The sequence below is a fragment of the Roseovarius maritimus genome, assembly GCF_043355895.2.
Classification (GTDB): Bacteria; Pseudomonadota; Alphaproteobacteria; order Rhodobacterales; family Rhodobacteraceae; genus Roseovarius; species Roseovarius maritimus.
The window spans coordinates 479,267-496,908 of sequence record NZ_JBHFPF020000002.1 but is presented as its reverse complement, the minus strand read 5'-3'; the positions used below and the strand labels follow the sequence as shown (position 1 = coordinate 496,908).

Genomic DNA, 17,642 nt, shown 5'->3' with positions numbered 1-17,642 from the left:
CACCGACCGTGGCGCCAACGCAAATGTGAGCGTGTCGCGCTGGACAGTGGTCCGCCGCCCGCGCATCCTGGCCGTATGATCACCCGCCGCACCCTCTGCCTTGCCGCCACGGCGCTTGCCGTCCCGAATATCGTTCGCGCGCAAGGCAGCGATCTGGACGCGGCTGTCGAGGCGCTTCCACAGCTTCACTCGCTGCAGGTGCGACGCGGCGGTGAGACAGTCTTTGCCAAAGCGCCGCGCGGGCCCGGATTGAACAGCCTTGCCAATATAAAATCCTGTTCGAAAAGCATCGTCGCCCTGCTGCTCGGAGCCGCGATTGAACAGGGCGAGGTGCCGGGCGTCAAGGCGACGCTGGGCAGCATCGCCCCCGGTATCCTGCCGCAGGGTGCGACGCCCGGCGCGGCCGATATCACGATGGAGGATCTGGTGACCCTGCGCGCGGGGCTTGAGCGCACGTCAGGGCCGAATTACGGCGCTTGGGTCAGTTCGTCCAACTGGCTGGCTGATGCGCTGAGCCGCCCGATGGTGGCTGAGCCGGGGGGCAGAATGCTCTACTCCACCGGCTCCACTCATATCCTTGGCGCGGCATTGGCGGAGGCGACGGGGCAAAGCCTGCTGGCGCAGGCTCGCACCCGCTTGGGCGAGCCGATGGGGTTTGAAATCCCCGGCTGGACGCGCGATCCGCAGGGCTATTATCTCGGCGGCAATGAAATGGCGCTGAGGCCGACCGCCATGCTGGATATCGCGACCATGCTGCGCGATGGAGGCCAATTTGCGGATCAACAGGTCATCCCGCGTTCGTGGATCGACGCGTCGATCCAGCCCCGCGCGCGCTCGCCATGGTCAGGGCTGTCATATGGCTATGGCTGGTTCCTGACGCCCTCTGGCTACGCGCTTGCGCGCGGCTATGGCGGCCAGATCATAGCGGCGCACCGAGGCAAGAATTTGGCCGTTGCCATCACGTCGGACCCGGCGCAGCCCGCCCGCTCCGAAGGGTATTTCGGCGATCTGATGCGCCTGCTGAATGGCCCGATCCTGGCTGCTGGATAGTCATTTGGGGGCAACGATACCCGGCGCTGTGGGTGGGCGATATCGCTGCAACGCATCGCTCAACCTATCGCCATCAACCGGGCGCGCTGGTCTGGACGCTGGTATCACGCATGTTGATCCAATTCGTCCGCACCGGAAGCAAGACGCCTCAAACTGGCTGGGTGCAAATCATAGGTTCGGCACTCCTGCGCAACCATGATCGAATTGCCAAGCGCATGGGCCGCGTAATAAGTTGTGGCCCATGTTGGCATTAAAGACGGCATTGGCGAATCCGCAAGGCGTCTCCGGAAAGCGATGATATGAATACCCCCAAAACAAGTGATCCCCAGCCCCGGATATTGACCGGAACGCGCGGTCTGGACGATGTGCTGCGGGGTGGCCTGACGCCCTCGCGCCTCTATCTGATCGAGGGCACACCCGGTTCTGGCAAGACCACGTTGGCGCTCAAATTCCTCATGGAAGGTCGGGAGGCGGGCGAGCAGGGTCTCTACATCACCCTCTCCGAAACCGAGAACGAGCTGCGCGCGGTTGCAGCTTCGCATGACTGGACGTTGGACGGGATCGAGCTGTTCGAAATGGTCGCCGAAGACGAGTTCGGTCTCGATCACGAGCAAACGCTGCTGCATCCGAGCGAGGTTGAACTGGGCGAGACGGTGCGCGGTGTCATCGAACTGGTCGAGAGGACGGACCCCGCCCGTGTCGTGCTTGACAGCCTGTCCGAGCTGCGCCTGCTGGCACAGAACCCTCTGCGCTATCGCCGCCAGATCCTGGCGCTCAAGCATTTCTTCGCGCGCAGGAAATGCACCGTGCTGATGCTGGACGACCGGACCGCCGAGCCGGGGGACCTGCAACTGCACTCGATTGCCCATGGGGTGATTTCGCTGGAACAGTTGGCCAATGATTTCGGGTCCGAGCGCCGGCGCCTGCGGATCGTCAAGATGCGCGGCCTGAAATACCATGGCGGCTACCATGATTTCAGCATCGAACGGGGCGGCATATGTGTCTATCCGCGCCTTATCGCCGCCGAGCATCACCGCAGTTTTTCCACCGATCCGGTAACGACCGGCCTTGCCGAACTGGACGCGCTCTTGGGCGAGGGCCTCTTTCCCGGCACCAATACGCTGCTGGTCGGGCCTGCGGGCGTCGGCAAGACGACGACGGCCGTGCGCTGCATGATCGCGGCGCTCAAGCGTGGACAAAAGGCGCATTTCTTTCTCTTTGATGAGCGTCTGTCCACCCTGATGATCCGCTCGAAGGCGCTGAACATGGATTTGCAGCCTTTCATCGACGACGGGTTGCTGGTGATCCGTCAGATTGACCCGGCGGAACTGTCGCCGGGCGAGTTTGCCAGCGCGGTGCGCAGTGCGGTCGAAGAGGATGATGTCGGCGTCGTGGTGATCGACAGCCTCAACGCCTATCTGCATGCGATGCCCAGCGATAATTTCCTTGTGCTTCAGATGCATGAATTGCTCAGCTATCTGGCGCAGCAGGGGGTCGTCTCGCTGATGATCCTGGGCCAACACGGGGTGACGGGCGATCTGCGCTCGGATCTGGATATCAGCTATCTAGCCGATACGGTGATGATGCTGAGGTTCTTTGAGGCCGAGGGGGAGGTGCGCAAATCCATTGCCGTCATCAAGACCCGGACCTCGGATCATGAGCGCAGCGTGCGCGAGTTCAGGATCGACAAGGACGGCATCGCAGTCGGGCAACCCATCCGCAGCTTCTCGGGCCTTCTGTCGGGCGCGCCGGTCTACAACCCCGGCAATGGCAGCCTGCTGTCGCTTGAGAGCGACGGAGAGGCCGCGCGACCGTGACCGATGTGGCCGCGTTCTCGACCCCGCCGCAGGAGGAGGGCGCCGACATCCTGTCGGCGGTTGCCATCCTTGCGCCGCGGGGGCGCGACGCGGAGGTCGCGCGCCAGCTTTTGGCAAGGGACGGGATTGCGGCCATCGTGGTGTCCACGCTGGGCGCCGTTGCCGCGTTGATCGAGGGGCAGATCGGTGCCGTTCTCGTGACCGAAGAGGCGCTGAGCGGGCCGGGCGAGGAGGATCTTGCGCAGGCGTTGGCGCAGCAGGAGGCGTGGTCCGACGTCCCGTTTATCGTTCTCGCCAATGGCGCGGTCCGGCATCGCTCGGACCGGGCGGCAACGCGGATGGATACTCTGCGCAATGCCGTTCTTCTGTCGCGACCACTGCATGCCGAAGAGCTGGCGCGCGCCGTCCGTTCGGCCCTGACCGCTCGCGCGCGCCAGCACGAGGCGCGCGCGCAGATGGAACAGCTCCAACTGCGCGAGCGCCAGCTTTTCGAAAGCGAGGCCAAGTTTCACGCCATCGCCGATTCCGTGGACCAGATGATCTGGTCGACGCTGCCGGACGGGTTTCACGATTACTACAACAGCCGCTGGTACGAGTTCACGGGCATGCCTGAAGGCTCGACCGATGGCGAGGGTTGGAACGACATGTTCCACCCGGAAGATCAGGACAGCGCATGGGCGCGATGGCGCCATAGCCTTGAGACGGGCGAGCCTTACGAGATCGAATACCGGCTCAGGCACCGCTCGGGCGAATATCGCTGGGTTCTGGGGCGCGCGCAGCCCGTCAGGGGGGCAGATGGCGAAATTGTGCGCTGGTATGGCACCTGCACCGACATTCACAAGATCAAGCAGGCCGAAGAACAGCGTCAGCTGATGTTGGCCGAGATGAACCACCGTGTGAAAAACTCGCTGGCCATGGTGCATGCGATCGTGTCGCAAACCTTGCGGCAGGCCGACGATCTCGAGGATGCCAAGGCGTCGATCCAGTCACGCATCGGCATGATGTCGCGGGCGCATGATCGTCTTGTCCAATCTGTCTGGACCGAGACGCGCATCGGGGAGGTCGTCGATGCCGCTCTGTCGCCGCATCGCACCGGGCAGGGCCGCTTTGAGATCACTGGGCCCGACATCCCCATCGGGTCGAAGCAGGCGCTGGCCCTGACCATGGCCCTGCACGAGCTGGCGACCAATGCGGTCAAATACGGCGCGCTCTCGAATGCGCAGGGGCGCGTGCGGGTCGCGTGGTCCGTCCAGCCGGGCGAGGATGGCGAGGTTTTCCGTTTCGGCTGGAGCGAGAGCGGCGGGCCGCCCGTCGCCGCGCCGCGCCGTCAGGGCTTTGGCAGCCGAATGGTCGAGCAGGCGCTGGCGGGGTATTTCAATGGCGCTGCGGAACTCGATTACGATCCGCGCGGTTTGCTCTTTAACCTCGAAGCGCCTGTTTCGGGTCTGACGGCCTGAAATGACGCGGGCAGTCACTTTTCAACCAGTCGAATTGGGTTCCCCATGACGCGAGACAGCACATCCCTTCCCGCCGTCCTCGTCGTCGAGGACGAGCCACTGATCCGCATGGAAGCGATCGACATGATCGAGGATGCGGGCTTTCGCACCTATGGGGCCAAATCGGCCGATGCCGCCTTGCTGGCGCTGGAGCGCGAGGAGGATATCGGCATCCTCTTTACCGATGTGGACATGCCCGGCTCGATGGACGGGCTAGAGCTGGCCGACCATGTCCGCAAGCATTGGCCTGAGATCGATATCATCATCGCATCGGGCATCGTTGATGTCGACCGGACGGAACTGCCCGATGGCGCGGCATTCTTCCCCAAACCCTATCCGACCAGCAAGATCATCGAGGCGCTGTCAGACATCGCCCGGCGTCCGAGGTCCTAGCGGCGGCGCGCTTGCTCAGATGCGCCCAGTCTTTGTGAGGACCAGGAAGGTCATCATTCCGAAGGGCGGCAGCGACTTTTGCATGTCTACCGACAGCGCCTGCTCTTGCAGGACGGTCTCGATTTCGAAATCGGAATGCCAGCCAAGGATGTTGGCAAAAGGCGCCGAGATGCGTTCGAGAAAAGCCAGGACGCCTTCGGTGCGCACGAAATGATTGGTGATCACCACACGGCCGCCAGGTTTGAGCACGCGGGCAATCTCGGACATGACGCGCTCGGGCTCGGGCACGACGGAGAGGACATGCATCGCCGCCACGGTGTCGAAGCTGCCATCGGGAAAGTCCAACTCGCGCGCGTCCATCTGGCGAAGGATCACGTCATTCGACAGGCCCATGCGCTGAACCCGCGCCTGCGCCTTGGCCAGCATCTCAGCGCTGAAATCGACACCGGTCACCTTCAGATGCGGCTTGTAATGCGGCAGGGACAGGCCGGTGCCTACCCCGACCTCCAGAAGCGATCCGGTGAGAGTGTTGATATACTCGACCGCGCGGCGGCGGCCCATATTGGTCAGGACCCCGAATGTCTTGTCATAGATCGGCGCCCAGCGGGCGTAGGATGTCTCGACGGCATCAATATCCATGATCAGGGTTCCTCGTTCAGAGTGGGCCGATCGGTGGGGCGCGTCTTGGCGACGCACCAGAGGACGGACCCGACATAGGCCAGGCAGAGCACGACCAGCGTGATCCACGCATAGGTCAGCAGGGCCGCCCCGATGATGGCAAAGCCCACGAGGTAGAACTTGGCATATTTGCGCGACACACGGGTTTTCTTGAAGGACCATGTCGGGATGCGGCTGATCATCAGCCATCCCACCAGCAATAGATGCGCGCAGATGATGATATCGGGCAAAATCGGCGAGTCGGCAAAGGCGAAGGAGATCGACATGGGCAGCAGGGCCAGCAGCGCCGCCGCCGGCGATGGCACGCCGCTGAAATAGGCGCTTGAGGTGGCATTGCCCGTCTCGGCCTCGGCCTTGGTGGCGACGTTGAACCGCGCCAGACGCATTGCGCAGCAGATCGCAAAGACCATGACGGCGATCCACGCGGCGCTGCGCATGTCCTGCAGCGCCCAGTAATAAATAATCAGTGGCGGGGCGACGCCGAAGTTGAGAAAATCGGCCAGCGAGTCCAGCTCGGCGCCCATCTTGCTGTCGCTGCGCATAAGGCGCGCGATGCGCCCGTCCAGCCCGTCGAGAACGCAGGCGGCAATAACCAGTTTCACGGCCAGAGCGTAATCCCCATGCACGCCAAACCTGATCGCCGAGAGGCCCGCGCAGATCGATGCGATTGTCAGCATGTTCGGCAGCAGGTGGATCAACGGAATTTCGCTGATGGACTTGTCGCCTGCGTCTTTCATAAGGTGGGAGCTTGTGCGCTTGCATGCGCAGGCAACTCGGCCAGTACGGTTTCGCCAGCGACCATGGTCTGCCCGATGCTGACCAGTGGGGGCACGCCGTCGGGCAGGTAGACATCGAGGCGCGAGCCAAAGCGGATCAGGCCGAACCGTTCGCCCGTGTGCAGCCTTGCGCCGGGTTTGACAAAGCAGACGATCCGCCGCGCGACCAGCCCGGCGATCTGCACCACGGCCAGATCCTGGCCGTTTGACATGCGCACGCACAGGCTGTTGCGCTCGTTGTCGGCGCTGGCCTTGTCGAGCGAGGCGTTGAAGAACTTGCCAGGACGATAAGCGACGGCCGTGATCTCGCCGGCGATGGGCGTGCGGTTCACATGGCAGTTAAAGACGTTCATGAAAACGCTGACCCGTGTCAGGGGCGCATCGGCCATGCCCAGCTCGGCGGGCGGGACTGCCGGCTCGATCAGCGACACGATGCCATCCGCCGGGCTGACGATCAGGCCCGGCCGGTCTGGCGTGACACGCTCGGGATCGCGAAAGAAATAGTAGCACCAGACGGTCAGGCCCACCCCGATCCATCCCAGAATGGATGAAATCAAAAAGAGAACCACCGTGATGGCACCGAAAATGGAAACGAACTTGATGCCCTCTGGGTGCATCGGCTTGATGAACGTGCTCAGCATATTCATTGCGGCATCCCTGTCAGCGGCTACTCGCACCCTCATAAGGTGATAGCATCTGAGTGCAAGCGCATTTCAGGGCGGTCATCTCGCGACGGTGATCTTCGGTCAGTGAAGCCCGGTGCAGATGCATCATTGACGCAGACAGGCATCCGGGCTTCTGTATCCAAATTCCTGATCGGAGGCTTGCTTGATGATAAAAAGCCAGTTCACATTGAAACAGCTGGAGGCGTTTGTCTGCGTCGTCGATATCGGAACGTTTCGCAAGGCCGCCACTCTGCTCGGCACGACCCAGCCGAACATCTCGGCCCGTATCTCGGCGCTGGAGGAGCGTCTGGGTATACTGCTGCTGCACCGCGATGCAGGGTCCGTCCGGCTGACGGAGAAGGGCAAGGTGCTGCTGGTCTCCGCGCGCCAAATCCTGTGGGCGTCCGAGGCGTTTCTGGAGACCGCCGCGCGGCAGGATCTGATCGCCGAGCGTCTGCGGCTGGGCGTGACCGAGCTGGTCGCCTGTAGCTGGCTTCATGTTTTTCTGCGCCGCTTTCGCGAGGCCTATCCGTCGGTCGTGGTCGAATTGCAGGTCGACCTGTCTGTCGAGATCGACAGGGGACTGTCGGAAGGGCAGCTGGACCTGGCACTGCAAACCGGCCCGTTCCAACACGAAACCTCGGCCTCGCTGCCATTGGGCCGCTACCCCTATGCCTGGGTGGCCGCGCCTGATCTTGCGCGCCGCGTCGGGCGCAGGCCGGATATGGCGACGATGCTTGGCTCTTCCGTTCTGACTCACGCGCGCCACGGGCTGGCTTCGCGGGAACTGGCGGCCTTCGTGAGCGCCAAGGGGCTTGCGGGCGACCGGATCGTGCATTCCAGCAGCCTCTCGTCCTGCATCCAGATGGCCGAGGACGGCATGGGCATCGCCCTTCTGCCGGAACTTCTGGTGCGGGGCGCGGCGCAGGACGGGCGGCTGGAATGGATCGATTGCGGCTGGCTGCCATCGCCGCTCGAGCTTTGTGCGCGCTTCGATCAGACCCGTGCGCCGCGTTTTGTGCGCGCGGCGGCGGACTGTGCGATCGAAACCGCCAAGGCAGAGGCGCATTAGATCACGAAAATCTATCACCCCGAGAAATTCTAACAATTTGTATTTCTCGGGGCATCACGCGACGGTGCGCGCTGCGGCGATACCGCCTGCGCGCTTCCGCCCCATCTCAGCCGTTTGCCGAAAAGGATCTCTGCATGACATCATCCTCCATCCGTATGGGCGTCGATATCGGTGGCACATTCACCGATGTTGTCCTGGAAAAGGACGGGGCGCAATTCTCGACCAAGGTGCTGACTACCTATAGCGCGCCCGAGGATGCGATCATCGACGGCATGCATCAGGTCTGCGCCAAGGCCGGGGCCGCGCCATCCGACATCCAGCAGATCATCCACGGCACGACCCTTGCGACCAACGCGCTGATCGAACGGCGCGGGGCGAAAACGGCGCTGATCACCACTCAGGGCTTTCGCGATGTCATCGAGATGCGCACCGAGAGCCGGTTCGAGCAATACGATCTGAACCTGAACCTGCCCGAACCGCTTTTGCCGCGCCAGCTGCGCTTTACCGTACCCGAGCGCGTCAATGCCAAGGGCGAGGTGATGATCCAGCTGGACCGCGCCGAGATCGAGGCCGTCGCCGACCAGATCGCCGAGGCGGGCATCGAGAGCGTCGCCGTCGGCCTCATCCACAGCTACCTCAACGACGCGCATGAACGGCTGATCCGCGACGTTCTGGTCGAGAGGCTGCCGGATGTGATGATCTCGATCTCGTCCGAGGTCAGCCCGCAGATGCGCGAATACGAACGCTTCAACACCGTGGTTGCCAATGCCTTTATCAAGCCTCTGATGAAATCCTATCTGGGCCGTCTAGAAGAGCGGTTGCGCGGCGAGGGGGCGGAGTGCAACATTTTCCTCATGCATTCGGGCGGTGGCATCATCTCGATCGAGAATGCGGCGGATTTTCCAGTGCGGCTGGTCGAATCCGGCCCGGCGGGCGGGGCGGTCTTCGCCGCGCATATCGCCGCGCGCTACGGTCTGGACAAGGTGCTCAGCTTTGACATGGGCGGCACGACGGCCAAGATCTGCCTGATCAAGAACCAGACCCCCAAAACGGCGCGGGTGTTCGAGGTGGCGCGCACCTACCGGTTCAAGAAAGGCTCGGGCATGCCGATCTCGATCCCGGTGATCGACATGGTCGAGATCGGGGCAGGGGGCGGGTCACTGGCGCATATCGATGCGCTGAGCCAGATCCGCGTCGGCCCCGAAAGCGCCGGATCCGAGCCGGGGCCCGCCTGCTATGGCCGCGGCGGCGCGCGGCCTGCGGTGACGGATGCCGATCTGGTGCTGGGCAAGCTCGACGCCGACAATTTCGCCGGCGGCTCGATCCGGCTTTACCCGGATCAGTCCGAGGCGGCGCTGAGCACCCATATCGGCGAAAAGCTGGATATGGATGCGACCGAGGCGGCTTTCGGCGTGGCCGAGGTGGTGGACGAGAACATGGCCAACGCGGCCCGCGTGCATGCGGTAGAAAATGGCGAGGATCTGAGCGAATACACCATGATCGCTTTTGGCGGCGCCGCGCCGCTACACGCGGGCCGCCTGTGTGAAAAGCTGGGCATCGACCGCCTGATCGTGCCGCCCGGCGCGGGCGTCGGCTCGGCCATCGGCTTCCTGCGCGCGCCCTTCAGCTTCGAGGCCAACCGCTCGGTCTACATGAAGCTGAGCGATTTCGACCCCGCGCGCATCAAGACCCTGCTGAGCGATCTGCAAAGCGAGGCGACCAGTTTCGTCCGGGGCTGCGACGCCGACGCCGAGATTCTGTCCGAGTTCAAGGTTTACATGCGCTACACCGGCCAAGGCTGGGAAATCCCGATAGAATTGACCGAGGCGCAGGCGATGGCGCCGGACGCCGAAACGTTTCTGGCGCGCTTTGAAGAGGATTACACTCGCCTCTTCGGCCGCCCCGTTGCGGGCATGGATGTTGAAATCACCGTCTGGTCGGTGAACGCCACCACCCCGCCCGAAGAGGTGGCGGAGGTCGAGACCGTCACCGGCGAGGGCGCGGCGCAGTCCGGCGGCACCCGCGCGCTGTTCGATGCCGCGACGGGCGCTTTCGTCGACGCGGGCCTGGTCCAGCGCAGCGCGATGCAGACCGGCCAGCGGGCCAGCGGCCCGGCTGCCGTGACCGAAGCCGAGACGACCATCATCGTGCCCGCCAGCCGCGATGCGATCCGCCAGCCCGATGGCTGCATCGACGTCGTGATCAAAGGGTAAGGGGAGCAGAAATGAGCATGAAACAGTCCAAAGTGTCCTATCAGGTCATGTGGAACCGCCTGATTTCCGTCGTCGAGGAACAGGCGCAGGCGCTGGTGCGCACCGCCTTCTCCACCTCGGTGCGCGAGGCGGGGGACCTCTCGGCGGGGGTCTATGACCTGCAGGGCCAGATGCTGGCGCAGGCGGTCACGGGCACGCCGGGCCATGTCAACGCCATGGCCGACGCGGTGGCGCATTTCATCCGCCGGATCGGGCGGCAGAATATTCTGGAAGGCGACGTTTACGTCACCAACGATCCGTGGGAGGGGACGGGCCATCTGCACGACATCACCATGGTCACGCCCTCTTTCCACAAGGGCGCGCTGGTCGGCTTTTTCGCCTGCACGGCGCATATCGTGGATATCGGCGGGCGCGGGTTTGGCGCAGATGCGGCCAGCGTTTACGAGGAGGGGCTTTATATCCCCATCATGAAATTCGCCGAGCGCGGCGAGGTGGATGAGACGCTGGTGCGCATCGTGCGCGGCAATGTGCGCGAGCCTGATCAGCTGATCGGGGACATGTATGCGCTGGCCACCTGCAACGAGATCGGCCATCGACGCCTGATCGATATGATGCAGGAATTCGATCTGGACGATCTGGAGGGCATCTCGCAGTTCATCCTGGAAAACTCGCGCCGCGCCACGCTGGAGCGGATCGCTGCGCTGCCTCGCAAGGAGGCGACGGGCGAGATGACGATCGACGGATTTGACACGCCGATAACGCTGAAGGTCAAGGTTTCGGTCCATGAGGACCACATCCTGTCGGATTTCGCCGGCACCTCCGGGGTGGACAAGAAGGGCATCAACTGCCCGTTGGTCTATGCCAAGGCCTATGCGTGCTATGCGCTCAAGGTCGCGATTGCGCCCGAGATACCGAACAACGCCGCCTCACTGGCGCCGTTCCGCATTTCCGCGCCGGAAAATACCATCGTCAACGCTCTGCACCCGGCGCCCGTAGCCTTGCGTCATATCGTCGGGCATTTCGTGCCCGATACGGTCTTTGCCGCGTTCGATCAGATCGTGCCGGGCCTCGTGCCGGCCGAGGGTGCGGGGTGCCTGTGCAATTTCCAGGTCTCGCTGCGCCCGCGCACCGATGCGCCCGCGCCGCCAGATGCGCGCCGCTCGGAAGTGCTGACGTTCAACTCGGGCGGCTCGGGCGCGCGGCCCGAGCATGACGGTCTGAACGCCACCGCCTTTCCCTCGGGGGTGATGACGATGCCTATTGAAGCGACCGAGCACGCCGGCCCCGTCATCATCTGGCGCAAGGAGCTGCGTCCCGATAGCGGCGGCGCGGGCCGCATGCGTGGCGGGCTGGGCCAGTATATGGAGGTCGGCGCGATGGAGGGGCACGAGTTCGATCTGCAGGCGATGTTCGACCGGGGCGAGTATCCCGCGCGCGGGCGGCGCGGCGGCAAGGCGGGCGGGCCCACGACCATCGCTCAGGATGACGGCACGCCGATGCGCGTCAAGGGCAAGCAGTTCGTGCCCCATGGTCGCAAGGTGCTGATGGCGTTTCCTGGGGGCGCGGGCTATGGCGCGCCGGAGGACCGCGATCCGGTGCTGGTCAAACGCGACCTTGCGCGCGGCTACATCTCGGCCGAAGCTGCGCTGCGCGACTATGGTTTGTCGCAGGATGACATCGACGCCGTCGCGGCGGCCGTCAAAAGAGGGGAGGCGCTTTGATGGCAGACATCGTGCAGGCGCCCGCGAAGGGCAAATATGACGTCGTGATCATCGGCGGCGCCATCATGGGCGCCTCGACCGCGTGGCATCTCAGCGACAACACCGATTTCGACGGCTCGGTCCTGGTGGTCGAGCGCGATCCCAGCTACGAGAACAGCTCGACCATGCACACGACCTCGTGCATCCGCCAGCAATTCTCGGCCGAGTTGAATGTGCGCATCAGCCAGTTCGCGGCGGATTTCATCAAGAACCTGCGCGGCTACATGGGCGGCGATGATCGCGTGCCCGAGTTGGGCATTCGCAGCTTTGGCTATATGTATCTGGCCGACACGCCCGACTTCGCCGAGGTGCTGCGCCAGAGCCGCGAGGTGCAGATTGCCGCCGGGGCCGCCACGCAGCTGATGACGCCCGAGCAGATCAAGGAAGCCTATCCGTTCTACAATGTGGACGATATCCTGCTGGGCTCGATCAATGTGGTGGATGAAGGGCTGTGGGATGCCACCGCCGTCTTCGACTGGATGCGCCGCATCTCGCGCGAGCGGGGCGTCGAGTATATCGAGAACGAGGTGATCGCGATCACCCGCAACGCCGCGGGCACGCAGGTGGAAAGCGTGACGCTGAAATCGGGCGAGGTGGTGCCTTGCGGCCAAGTGGTCAACGCCTCGGGCCCGCGCGCGGCGCGCACCGCGCAGATGGCGGGGCTGGAGGTGCCGGTCGAGCCGCGCAAGCGCTATTCCTGGATCTTCGACGCGGCCCAGCCGCTGGACCGCGACCTGCCCCTGACCATCGACCCGTCGGGCGTGCATGTGCGCGAGAATGGCGGCGGCACCTACCAGGCAGGCGCACATGCCGATATCGACCCGGCTGTCGATCCGGATGACTTCGTCATGGATTTCTCGCTGTGGGAGGAGCATGTCTGGCCCACGATCGCCGCGCGCATCCCGCAATTCGAGGCGATCAAGGTACAATCGGAATGGACGGGGCATTACGCGATGAATACGTTCGACCAGAACGCCATCGTCGGCCCGCATCCTGAACTGACCAATTTCCTCTTTCTCAACGGGTTCTCCGGCCACGGCCTGCAACAATCTCCCGCAATGGGACGCGGCATGGCGGAATGGCTGACCTATGGCAGCTATCGCGCGCTGGATCTCAGCCCGTTCAGCTACGAGCGAATCGCGGCGGGGCGGCCCATTTTTGAAAAGGCCATCATCTGATGAAACTGCCCGCAAACACCTTCAAGCACGCCCTCGCCGCCAGCGAGAGGCAGATCGGCCTCTGGATCACGCTCGGCAGCAGTTTTGCCGCCGAGGCGGTCGCTTCTGCCGGGTATGACTGGGCGGTGATCGATATGGAGCACAGCCCCAACGATTATTTCAGCACGCTGGCGCAGTTACAGGCCTTTGCTGCGCACAGCACGGTGCCGATCGTGCGGGTGGAATGGAATGACGCGGTGGCGGTCAAGCGGGTGTTGGATCTGGGCGCGCCGGGCGTGCTCTTTCCGATGATCCAGTCGGTGGAGGAGGCCGAGCGCGCCGTCGCCGCAACGCGGTATCCGCCGCATGGCGTGCGCGGCTTCAGCGGCTCGACCCGCGCCAACCAGTTTGGCCGCATCACCGATTATCCCCAGCGTGTGGAGGCCGAGACGGCGGTTCTGCTGCAGGTAGAGACGCGCGCCGCGATGGAGCGGGCCGAGGCGATCGCGGATGTCGATGGCGTGGATGGCATCTTCTTTGGCCCCGCCGACATCGCCGCCGACATCGGCCAGCTGGGCAACCCGATGGCCCCCGAGGTGTGGGAGCGGATCAGGCCCTGCGCACAGCGCCTGATCGAGAAGGGCATGCCTGTCGGCACGCTGGTGATGGACCCCGCCTTTGCAGCCGGGCTGCTGAATGACGGCTTTACCTTCGTAGCCTGCGGCGCGGATTCGTCACTGCTGGCCAAGGGCGCGGATGCGCTGCTGGCCGAGGTCAGGGGCGGGGCCGGCTGATCCGCCCCTTTGCACGGCATCGCGGCATCGGGCAGACTTGAAACACCAAAAATACCAGGAGACCTGACATGAAAAAACTCGTTCTGACCGGCGCCGCCGGCCGCCTTGGATCCTATCTGCGCGAGCCTCTGAGCAAGCTTTGCGACGAGCTGGTCTCGACCGATCTGGCCGAGGATGTCGGCCAGACCTATCCGGGCGAGCGCTATGTGAAGGCCGATCTGCAGGATCTGGATGCAATGGTCTCGCTGCTGGAGGGCGCGGACATGGTGGTGCATTTCGGCGCCATCGGCGATGAGGCACCGTTTGACGACATCCTCGGCTCGAACATCGTCGGTGCCTACAACATCTGGGAGGCCGCGCATCGCAACGGGCTGCGCCGTGTCGTTTATGCCTCGTCGATCCATGCGGTGGGCATGCACCCCAAGACTGAATTCATCGGCGTTGATGCACCGCACCGGCCCGATACGTTCTATGGCCTCGCCAAGTGCTTTGCCGAGGATCTGGCAAGCCTCTACTGGGACAAGCGCGGTCTGGAATCGGTTTGCATGCGCATCCTGTCCTGCGCGCAGGTGTCGAACCCGCGCGCCGTGGGTTCGTGGCTGAGCTATGACGACCTGATCCAGCTGGTCGAGCGCGCCATCGACACGCCGATTACCGGCTATTCGGTGGTTTACGGTGTGTCGAACAATGACCGCGCGCCGGTCGACAACGCGGGCGCCAGCCATCTGGGATACCGCCCCAGGGACAACGCCGAGCAGTTCGCCAAGGAGATCTATGCCGAGTCCGGGCCGCTGGATCCGCTGGACCCCGGCAATGCCTGCCATGGCGGCCCGTTCGCCTCGATCGAACTGGGCCATAGCGGCGTCGCGCATTTGAACCTCAAGAGCGACGATACCTCCAAGGGCTAAAGCGGTTGGCGAGAAACCTGAATCACTGATTTTCGCGAAGCGCGTGCCACGCTTCAATGTTGCGCGCGTTTCGCCTTTATCTGATGTCTCGGGTTAAAGGCGAAACGCTTTAGGCGCTGGAGAAGGACCACATGCGGGGCGGGGCGTTGCAATGACTGTGCCCCGCTTGCGCCAAGTGCGCCGGACTGCGACATCTTGTGCGGAAATCGCTGGTTCCAAGGGCGGGTATAGACCATTCTTCGCCCAAAGAAGGAGAGATCATTCATGAAAAGAACAGTCTGGATGCCTGCTGCCGCGCTGGCGCTTTTGGCCGCTTGCGATGACATTGGCACCACCGGTGGCGATGGACCTGCAAATGGCCTCAGCCAGGCGCCCGAGAACGTGGTCGCCTTGGCCGCGCCGTATCAGAACCTGAACGCGACCAAACTTGATCCGGCCAGCGGCTGCTTCGTCTATCGCTATGTCGGCCCGGTCGAGACGACGCTGCTACCGCTGCGCACCCCGGACGGGCGACCGATCTGCACTGTCGCAGAAGAAACGCCCGCCAGCTGATCCCTTAGCTGCGGGCCGCGAGGCGATCCTCGGCCGGGTAGAGATGCGCGGTCGAGCCGGTCTGAACATGGTCATAAAGCCCGATGATATGAGCCATCACCATGCGCACGCAGCCCGAACTGGCCCGCCCGCCGATCGAGCGCGGCTGCGGTGAGCCGTGGATGCGCAGATACGTGTCGCGGTTTCCGACGAACAGGTAGAAGGCACGCGACCCCAGAGGATTGTTCGGGCCACCATCCATCCCGTCGGCATGCTGGGCATAGATTTGCGGATCCCGCTTGATCATCGCCTTGGTCGGGGTCCAGGTCGGCCATTTTGCCTTGCGACGGATTGTATAGGTCCCCGGCTCGTAAAGATTGCCGCGCGCAATGGCGACGCCATAGCGCATGGCGGTGCCATCCTGACGGATGTGATAAAGATAGCGTGCGACGGCATCGACATGGATGTCGCCCGGCACCAGCCCATCATTAGCCTCTACCCGCTGGGGCAGGAATCTAGGGTCGAGCCCCCAGGGATTTGACGTGGCGGGATCATAGCTGGCGGGTGTCACACGCGCGTCCCACGCTGACCATTTCGACTGGTTCGAGGTCGGCGCCGCGACAGCCGCGCCGGGCATGGAGGCCGAGACGAGCGGCGCCGAAAAAAGGGCCGCGCCGGTCATCACGAAATGGCGTCTGGTCAGCATGGTCCAAAGTTCCTTTCAAGCGGTGGCTCGGGTGATACCATCATAACGGTGTAGCATCCCTTAAGGATCCAACAGATCCACCGTTTTTTCCTTCAGTGGCCCAATATAACATAAAAACGAAAAACCGAAGGCTGAATTGCCTTCGGTTTTCGCATTGGTGCCTTTCGGCTGGGCATGACGCACGAAAGAAGCGAGCGCGCCCCGGTTTGCCGTCGCTAGATTGCCGCGCTGTGGCGGTCCGACGAGATCGCGTAGGCGTCAAACTCCATCGCGATCATGCGGGCCAGGTGATGTGCCTCGGGTTTGATCGACAGGACGCCCTCGGCGTTGAGCCAGACGGCGCTGTCCCATGCGGCGGCGGCTTTGGCGGTCAATTCACGGACAAGGTCCGGATCGGTGAAATTTGCCGGATCGACCTGGAAATCGCACAGGAGCCGCTCGATCACCGCGGCGCGCAGGTGGTCATCCTCGGTATCCGTGTGGCCGCGTATCGTGGCGGGGCGGCCCTTTTCAATGCGCGCTTTCCACGCGGCGGTGGCGGGTGCGTTCTGGGCATAGCCCTGCGGCAACCGCGAGATCGACGAGGCGCCAAGGCCAATCAATGTCTGGGCACCGTCGGTCGTATAGCCCTGAAAGTTGCGATGCAGCGCGCCGGCATTGGCTGCGATGGACATGGTGTCGCCCGGCTTGGCGAAATGATCGATCCCGATGGCAGTATATCCTGCCTCGACGATGCGCTCGGCGGCGCGCTGCGAGAGGGCCAGACGCTCTTGCGCGCGGGGCAGATCCTCTTCGCGGATCATCACCTGACGCTTGGATGCCCAGGGCACATGCGCGTAGCCATAAAGCGCCATCCGGTCCGGCGACAGCGACAGCGCCATCTCCAAGGTGCGCTGCAGGGTCGCCTGCGTCTGATGCGGCAAGCCGTAGAGCAGATCGAGGTTGATCGCATTGATGCCGCGCTTGCGCAGCCCGTCCACGGCGAACTTGGTCTGCTCAAAGCTCTGCGGGCGGCCGATGGCGGCCTGAACGGCAGGTTCGAAATCCTGAACCCCGAGGCTGGCACGGGTCACGCCCGAGGCGGCCAGCGCATCGAGGCGCGCATCGTCGATTTCGGTGGGGTCCACCTCGATCGAGATCTCGGCGCCCGGCGCACGGGGGAATCGCTCTTCCAGAAGGCCGAAGAGGCGCATCAGCAGATCGGGCGGCAAAAACGTGGGCGTGCCGCCCCCAAGATGCAGGTGCGACGTCATGACGCCGGCGGGCAGGGCGGCCGCAATGATGTCGGCCTCGGCCTCCAATGCGTCTATATAGGGCGCAAGAGGGGCCTCGGTGCTGGTGCCCTGGGTGCGGCAGGCGCAGAACCAGCAAAGGCGCCGGCAGAACGGAATATGCGCATAAAGCGATATTTTTGCGCCCGGTTCGATCTGGGACAGCCAGTCCAGCATGGTATCGGGCCCGATGCTGGGCCCGAACTGTGTCGCGGGGGGGTAGCTGGTGTAGCGCGGTGCGCGAGAGGCCAGTGCCCGGTTTGTGAGTTTGGGATCGAGATGTGTCATGGTGCCCAGCTAACCCCTAAACGTCATTCTGAACCTTGATCGAGGTCAAACAAAATGCCAAAAGCCG

16 protein-coding genes are annotated in these 17,642 nt (G+C 63.6%); 11 read left to right on the top strand and 5 right to left on the bottom strand.

What is annotated here, in order from left to right; all coding sequences use genetic code 11:
• The first annotated feature begins 75 nt into the window (after positions 1-75).
• The 4 genes from ACEWPM_RS07250 to ACEWPM_RS07235 all read left to right on the top strand — a co-directional run bounded on the left by ACEWPM_RS07250 (position 76) and on the right by ACEWPM_RS07235 (position 4,756).
• A complete protein-coding gene (locus tag ACEWPM_RS07250; protein WP_393963304.1) occupies positions 76-1,050 on the top strand; it encodes a serine hydrolase domain-containing protein in 975 nt (324 codons plus the stop codon).
• Positions 1,051-1,349: 299 nt separating this feature from the next.
• Positions 1,350-2,867, top strand: coding sequence for an ATPase domain-containing protein (locus tag ACEWPM_RS07245; protein WP_393963305.1), 1,518 nt, complete (start codon positions 1,350-1,352; stop codon positions 2,865-2,867).
• Complete coding sequence (locus ACEWPM_RS07240; protein WP_393963306.1) at positions 2,864-4,324, top strand: sensor histidine kinase; 1,461 nt, start codon at positions 2,864-2,866, stop codon at positions 4,322-4,324. The genes ACEWPM_RS07245 and ACEWPM_RS07240 overlap by 4 nt, the downstream gene beginning before the upstream one ends.
• A 45-nt stretch (positions 4,325-4,369) precedes the next feature.
• The gene (locus tag ACEWPM_RS07235; protein ID WP_393963307.1) at positions 4,370-4,756 is read left to right on the top strand and encodes a response regulator; all 387 of its coding nucleotides are present in this window, start codon (positions 4,370-4,372) and stop codon (positions 4,754-4,756) included.
• A gap of 15 nt (positions 4,757-4,771) precedes the next feature.
• On the opposite strand, the gene ACEWPM_RS07230 is transcribed toward ACEWPM_RS07235, so the two are convergent.
• The 3 genes from ACEWPM_RS07230 to ACEWPM_RS07220 are packed head-to-tail and all read right to left on the bottom strand — an operon-like array spanning position 4,772 to position 6,893.
• Positions 4,772-5,395 carry a class I SAM-dependent methyltransferase gene (locus ACEWPM_RS07230; protein ID WP_393963308.1) on the bottom strand — a complete coding sequence of 208 codons (624 nt, stop codon included), beginning with the start codon at positions 5,393-5,395 and terminating at the stop codon, positions 4,772-4,774.
• Positions 5,396-5,397: 2 nt separating this feature from the next.
• Complete coding sequence (gene pssA, locus ACEWPM_RS07225; protein ID WP_393963309.1) at positions 5,398-6,171, bottom strand: CDP-diacylglycerol--serine O-phosphatidyltransferase; 774 nt, start codon at positions 6,169-6,171, stop codon at positions 5,398-5,400.
• Complete coding sequence (locus ACEWPM_RS07220; protein ID WP_393963310.1) at positions 6,168-6,893, bottom strand: phosphatidylserine decarboxylase; 726 nt, start codon at positions 6,891-6,893, stop codon at positions 6,168-6,170. The genes pssA and ACEWPM_RS07220 overlap by 4 nt, the downstream gene beginning before the upstream one ends.
• Positions 6,894-7,041: 148 nt before the next feature.
• Between ACEWPM_RS07220 and ACEWPM_RS07215 the strand changes: the two genes are divergently transcribed.
• The 7 genes from ACEWPM_RS07215 (at position 7,042) to ACEWPM_RS07185 (ending at position 15,331) form a co-directional block, all read left to right on the top strand.
• A complete protein-coding gene (locus ACEWPM_RS07215; protein ID WP_393963311.1) occupies positions 7,042-7,947 on the top strand; it encodes a LysR family transcriptional regulator in 906 nt (301 codons plus the stop codon).
• 134 nt (positions 7,948-8,081) lie between these two features.
• Positions 8,082-10,160 carry a hydantoinase/oxoprolinase family protein gene (locus ACEWPM_RS07210; RefSeq protein ID WP_393963312.1) on the top strand — a complete coding sequence of 693 codons (2,079 nt, stop codon included), beginning with the start codon at positions 8,082-8,084 and terminating at the stop codon, positions 10,158-10,160.
• 17 nt (positions 10,161-10,177) lie between these two features.
• Positions 10,178-11,881: a hydantoinase B/oxoprolinase family protein gene (locus ACEWPM_RS07205; RefSeq protein WP_393963382.1), complete on the top strand. Its 1,704-nt coding sequence runs from the start codon at positions 10,178-10,180 to the stop codon at positions 11,879-11,881.
• A complete protein-coding gene (locus ACEWPM_RS07200) occupies positions 11,881-13,098 on the top strand; it encodes an NAD(P)/FAD-dependent oxidoreductase (protein ID WP_393963313.1) in 1,218 nt (405 codons plus the stop codon). Before ACEWPM_RS07205 ends, ACEWPM_RS07200 begins: the two co-directional genes overlap by 1 nt.
• Positions 13,098-13,871, top strand: a complete 774-nt coding sequence (locus tag ACEWPM_RS07195) for an HpcH/HpaI aldolase family protein (protein WP_393963314.1) — start codon at positions 13,098-13,100, stop codon at positions 13,869-13,871. The genes ACEWPM_RS07200 and ACEWPM_RS07195 overlap by 1 nt, the downstream gene beginning before the upstream one ends.
• A gap of 68 nt (positions 13,872-13,939) precedes the next feature.
• Positions 13,940-14,779 carry an NAD-dependent epimerase/dehydratase family protein gene (locus tag ACEWPM_RS07190; RefSeq protein ID WP_393963315.1) on the top strand — a complete coding sequence of 280 codons (840 nt, stop codon included), beginning with the start codon at positions 13,940-13,942 and terminating at the stop codon, positions 14,777-14,779.
• Between the two features lie 264 nt (positions 14,780-15,043).
• Positions 15,044-15,331 (top strand): hypothetical protein, encoded by a 288-nt coding sequence (locus tag ACEWPM_RS07185; RefSeq protein ID WP_393963316.1) that lies wholly within the window; start codon positions 15,044-15,046, stop codon positions 15,329-15,331.
• Between the two features lie 4 nt (positions 15,332-15,335).
• Here the strand turns inward: ACEWPM_RS07185 and ACEWPM_RS07180 are convergent, their stop codons facing one another.
• Both ACEWPM_RS07180 and hemN read right to left on the bottom strand, forming a co-directional pair.
• Positions 15,336-16,016 carry a L,D-transpeptidase gene (locus ACEWPM_RS07180; RefSeq protein WP_393963317.1) on the bottom strand — a complete coding sequence of 227 codons (681 nt, stop codon included), beginning with the start codon at positions 16,014-16,016 and terminating at the stop codon, positions 15,336-15,338.
• Positions 16,017-16,231: 215 nt separating this feature from the next.
• On the bottom strand, positions 16,232-17,575 hold the full coding sequence (gene hemN / locus ACEWPM_RS07175) for an oxygen-independent coproporphyrinogen III oxidase (protein WP_393963318.1): 1,344 nt from the start codon (positions 17,573-17,575) through the stop codon (positions 16,232-16,234).
• Positions 17,576-17,642 lie beyond the last annotated feature (67 nt).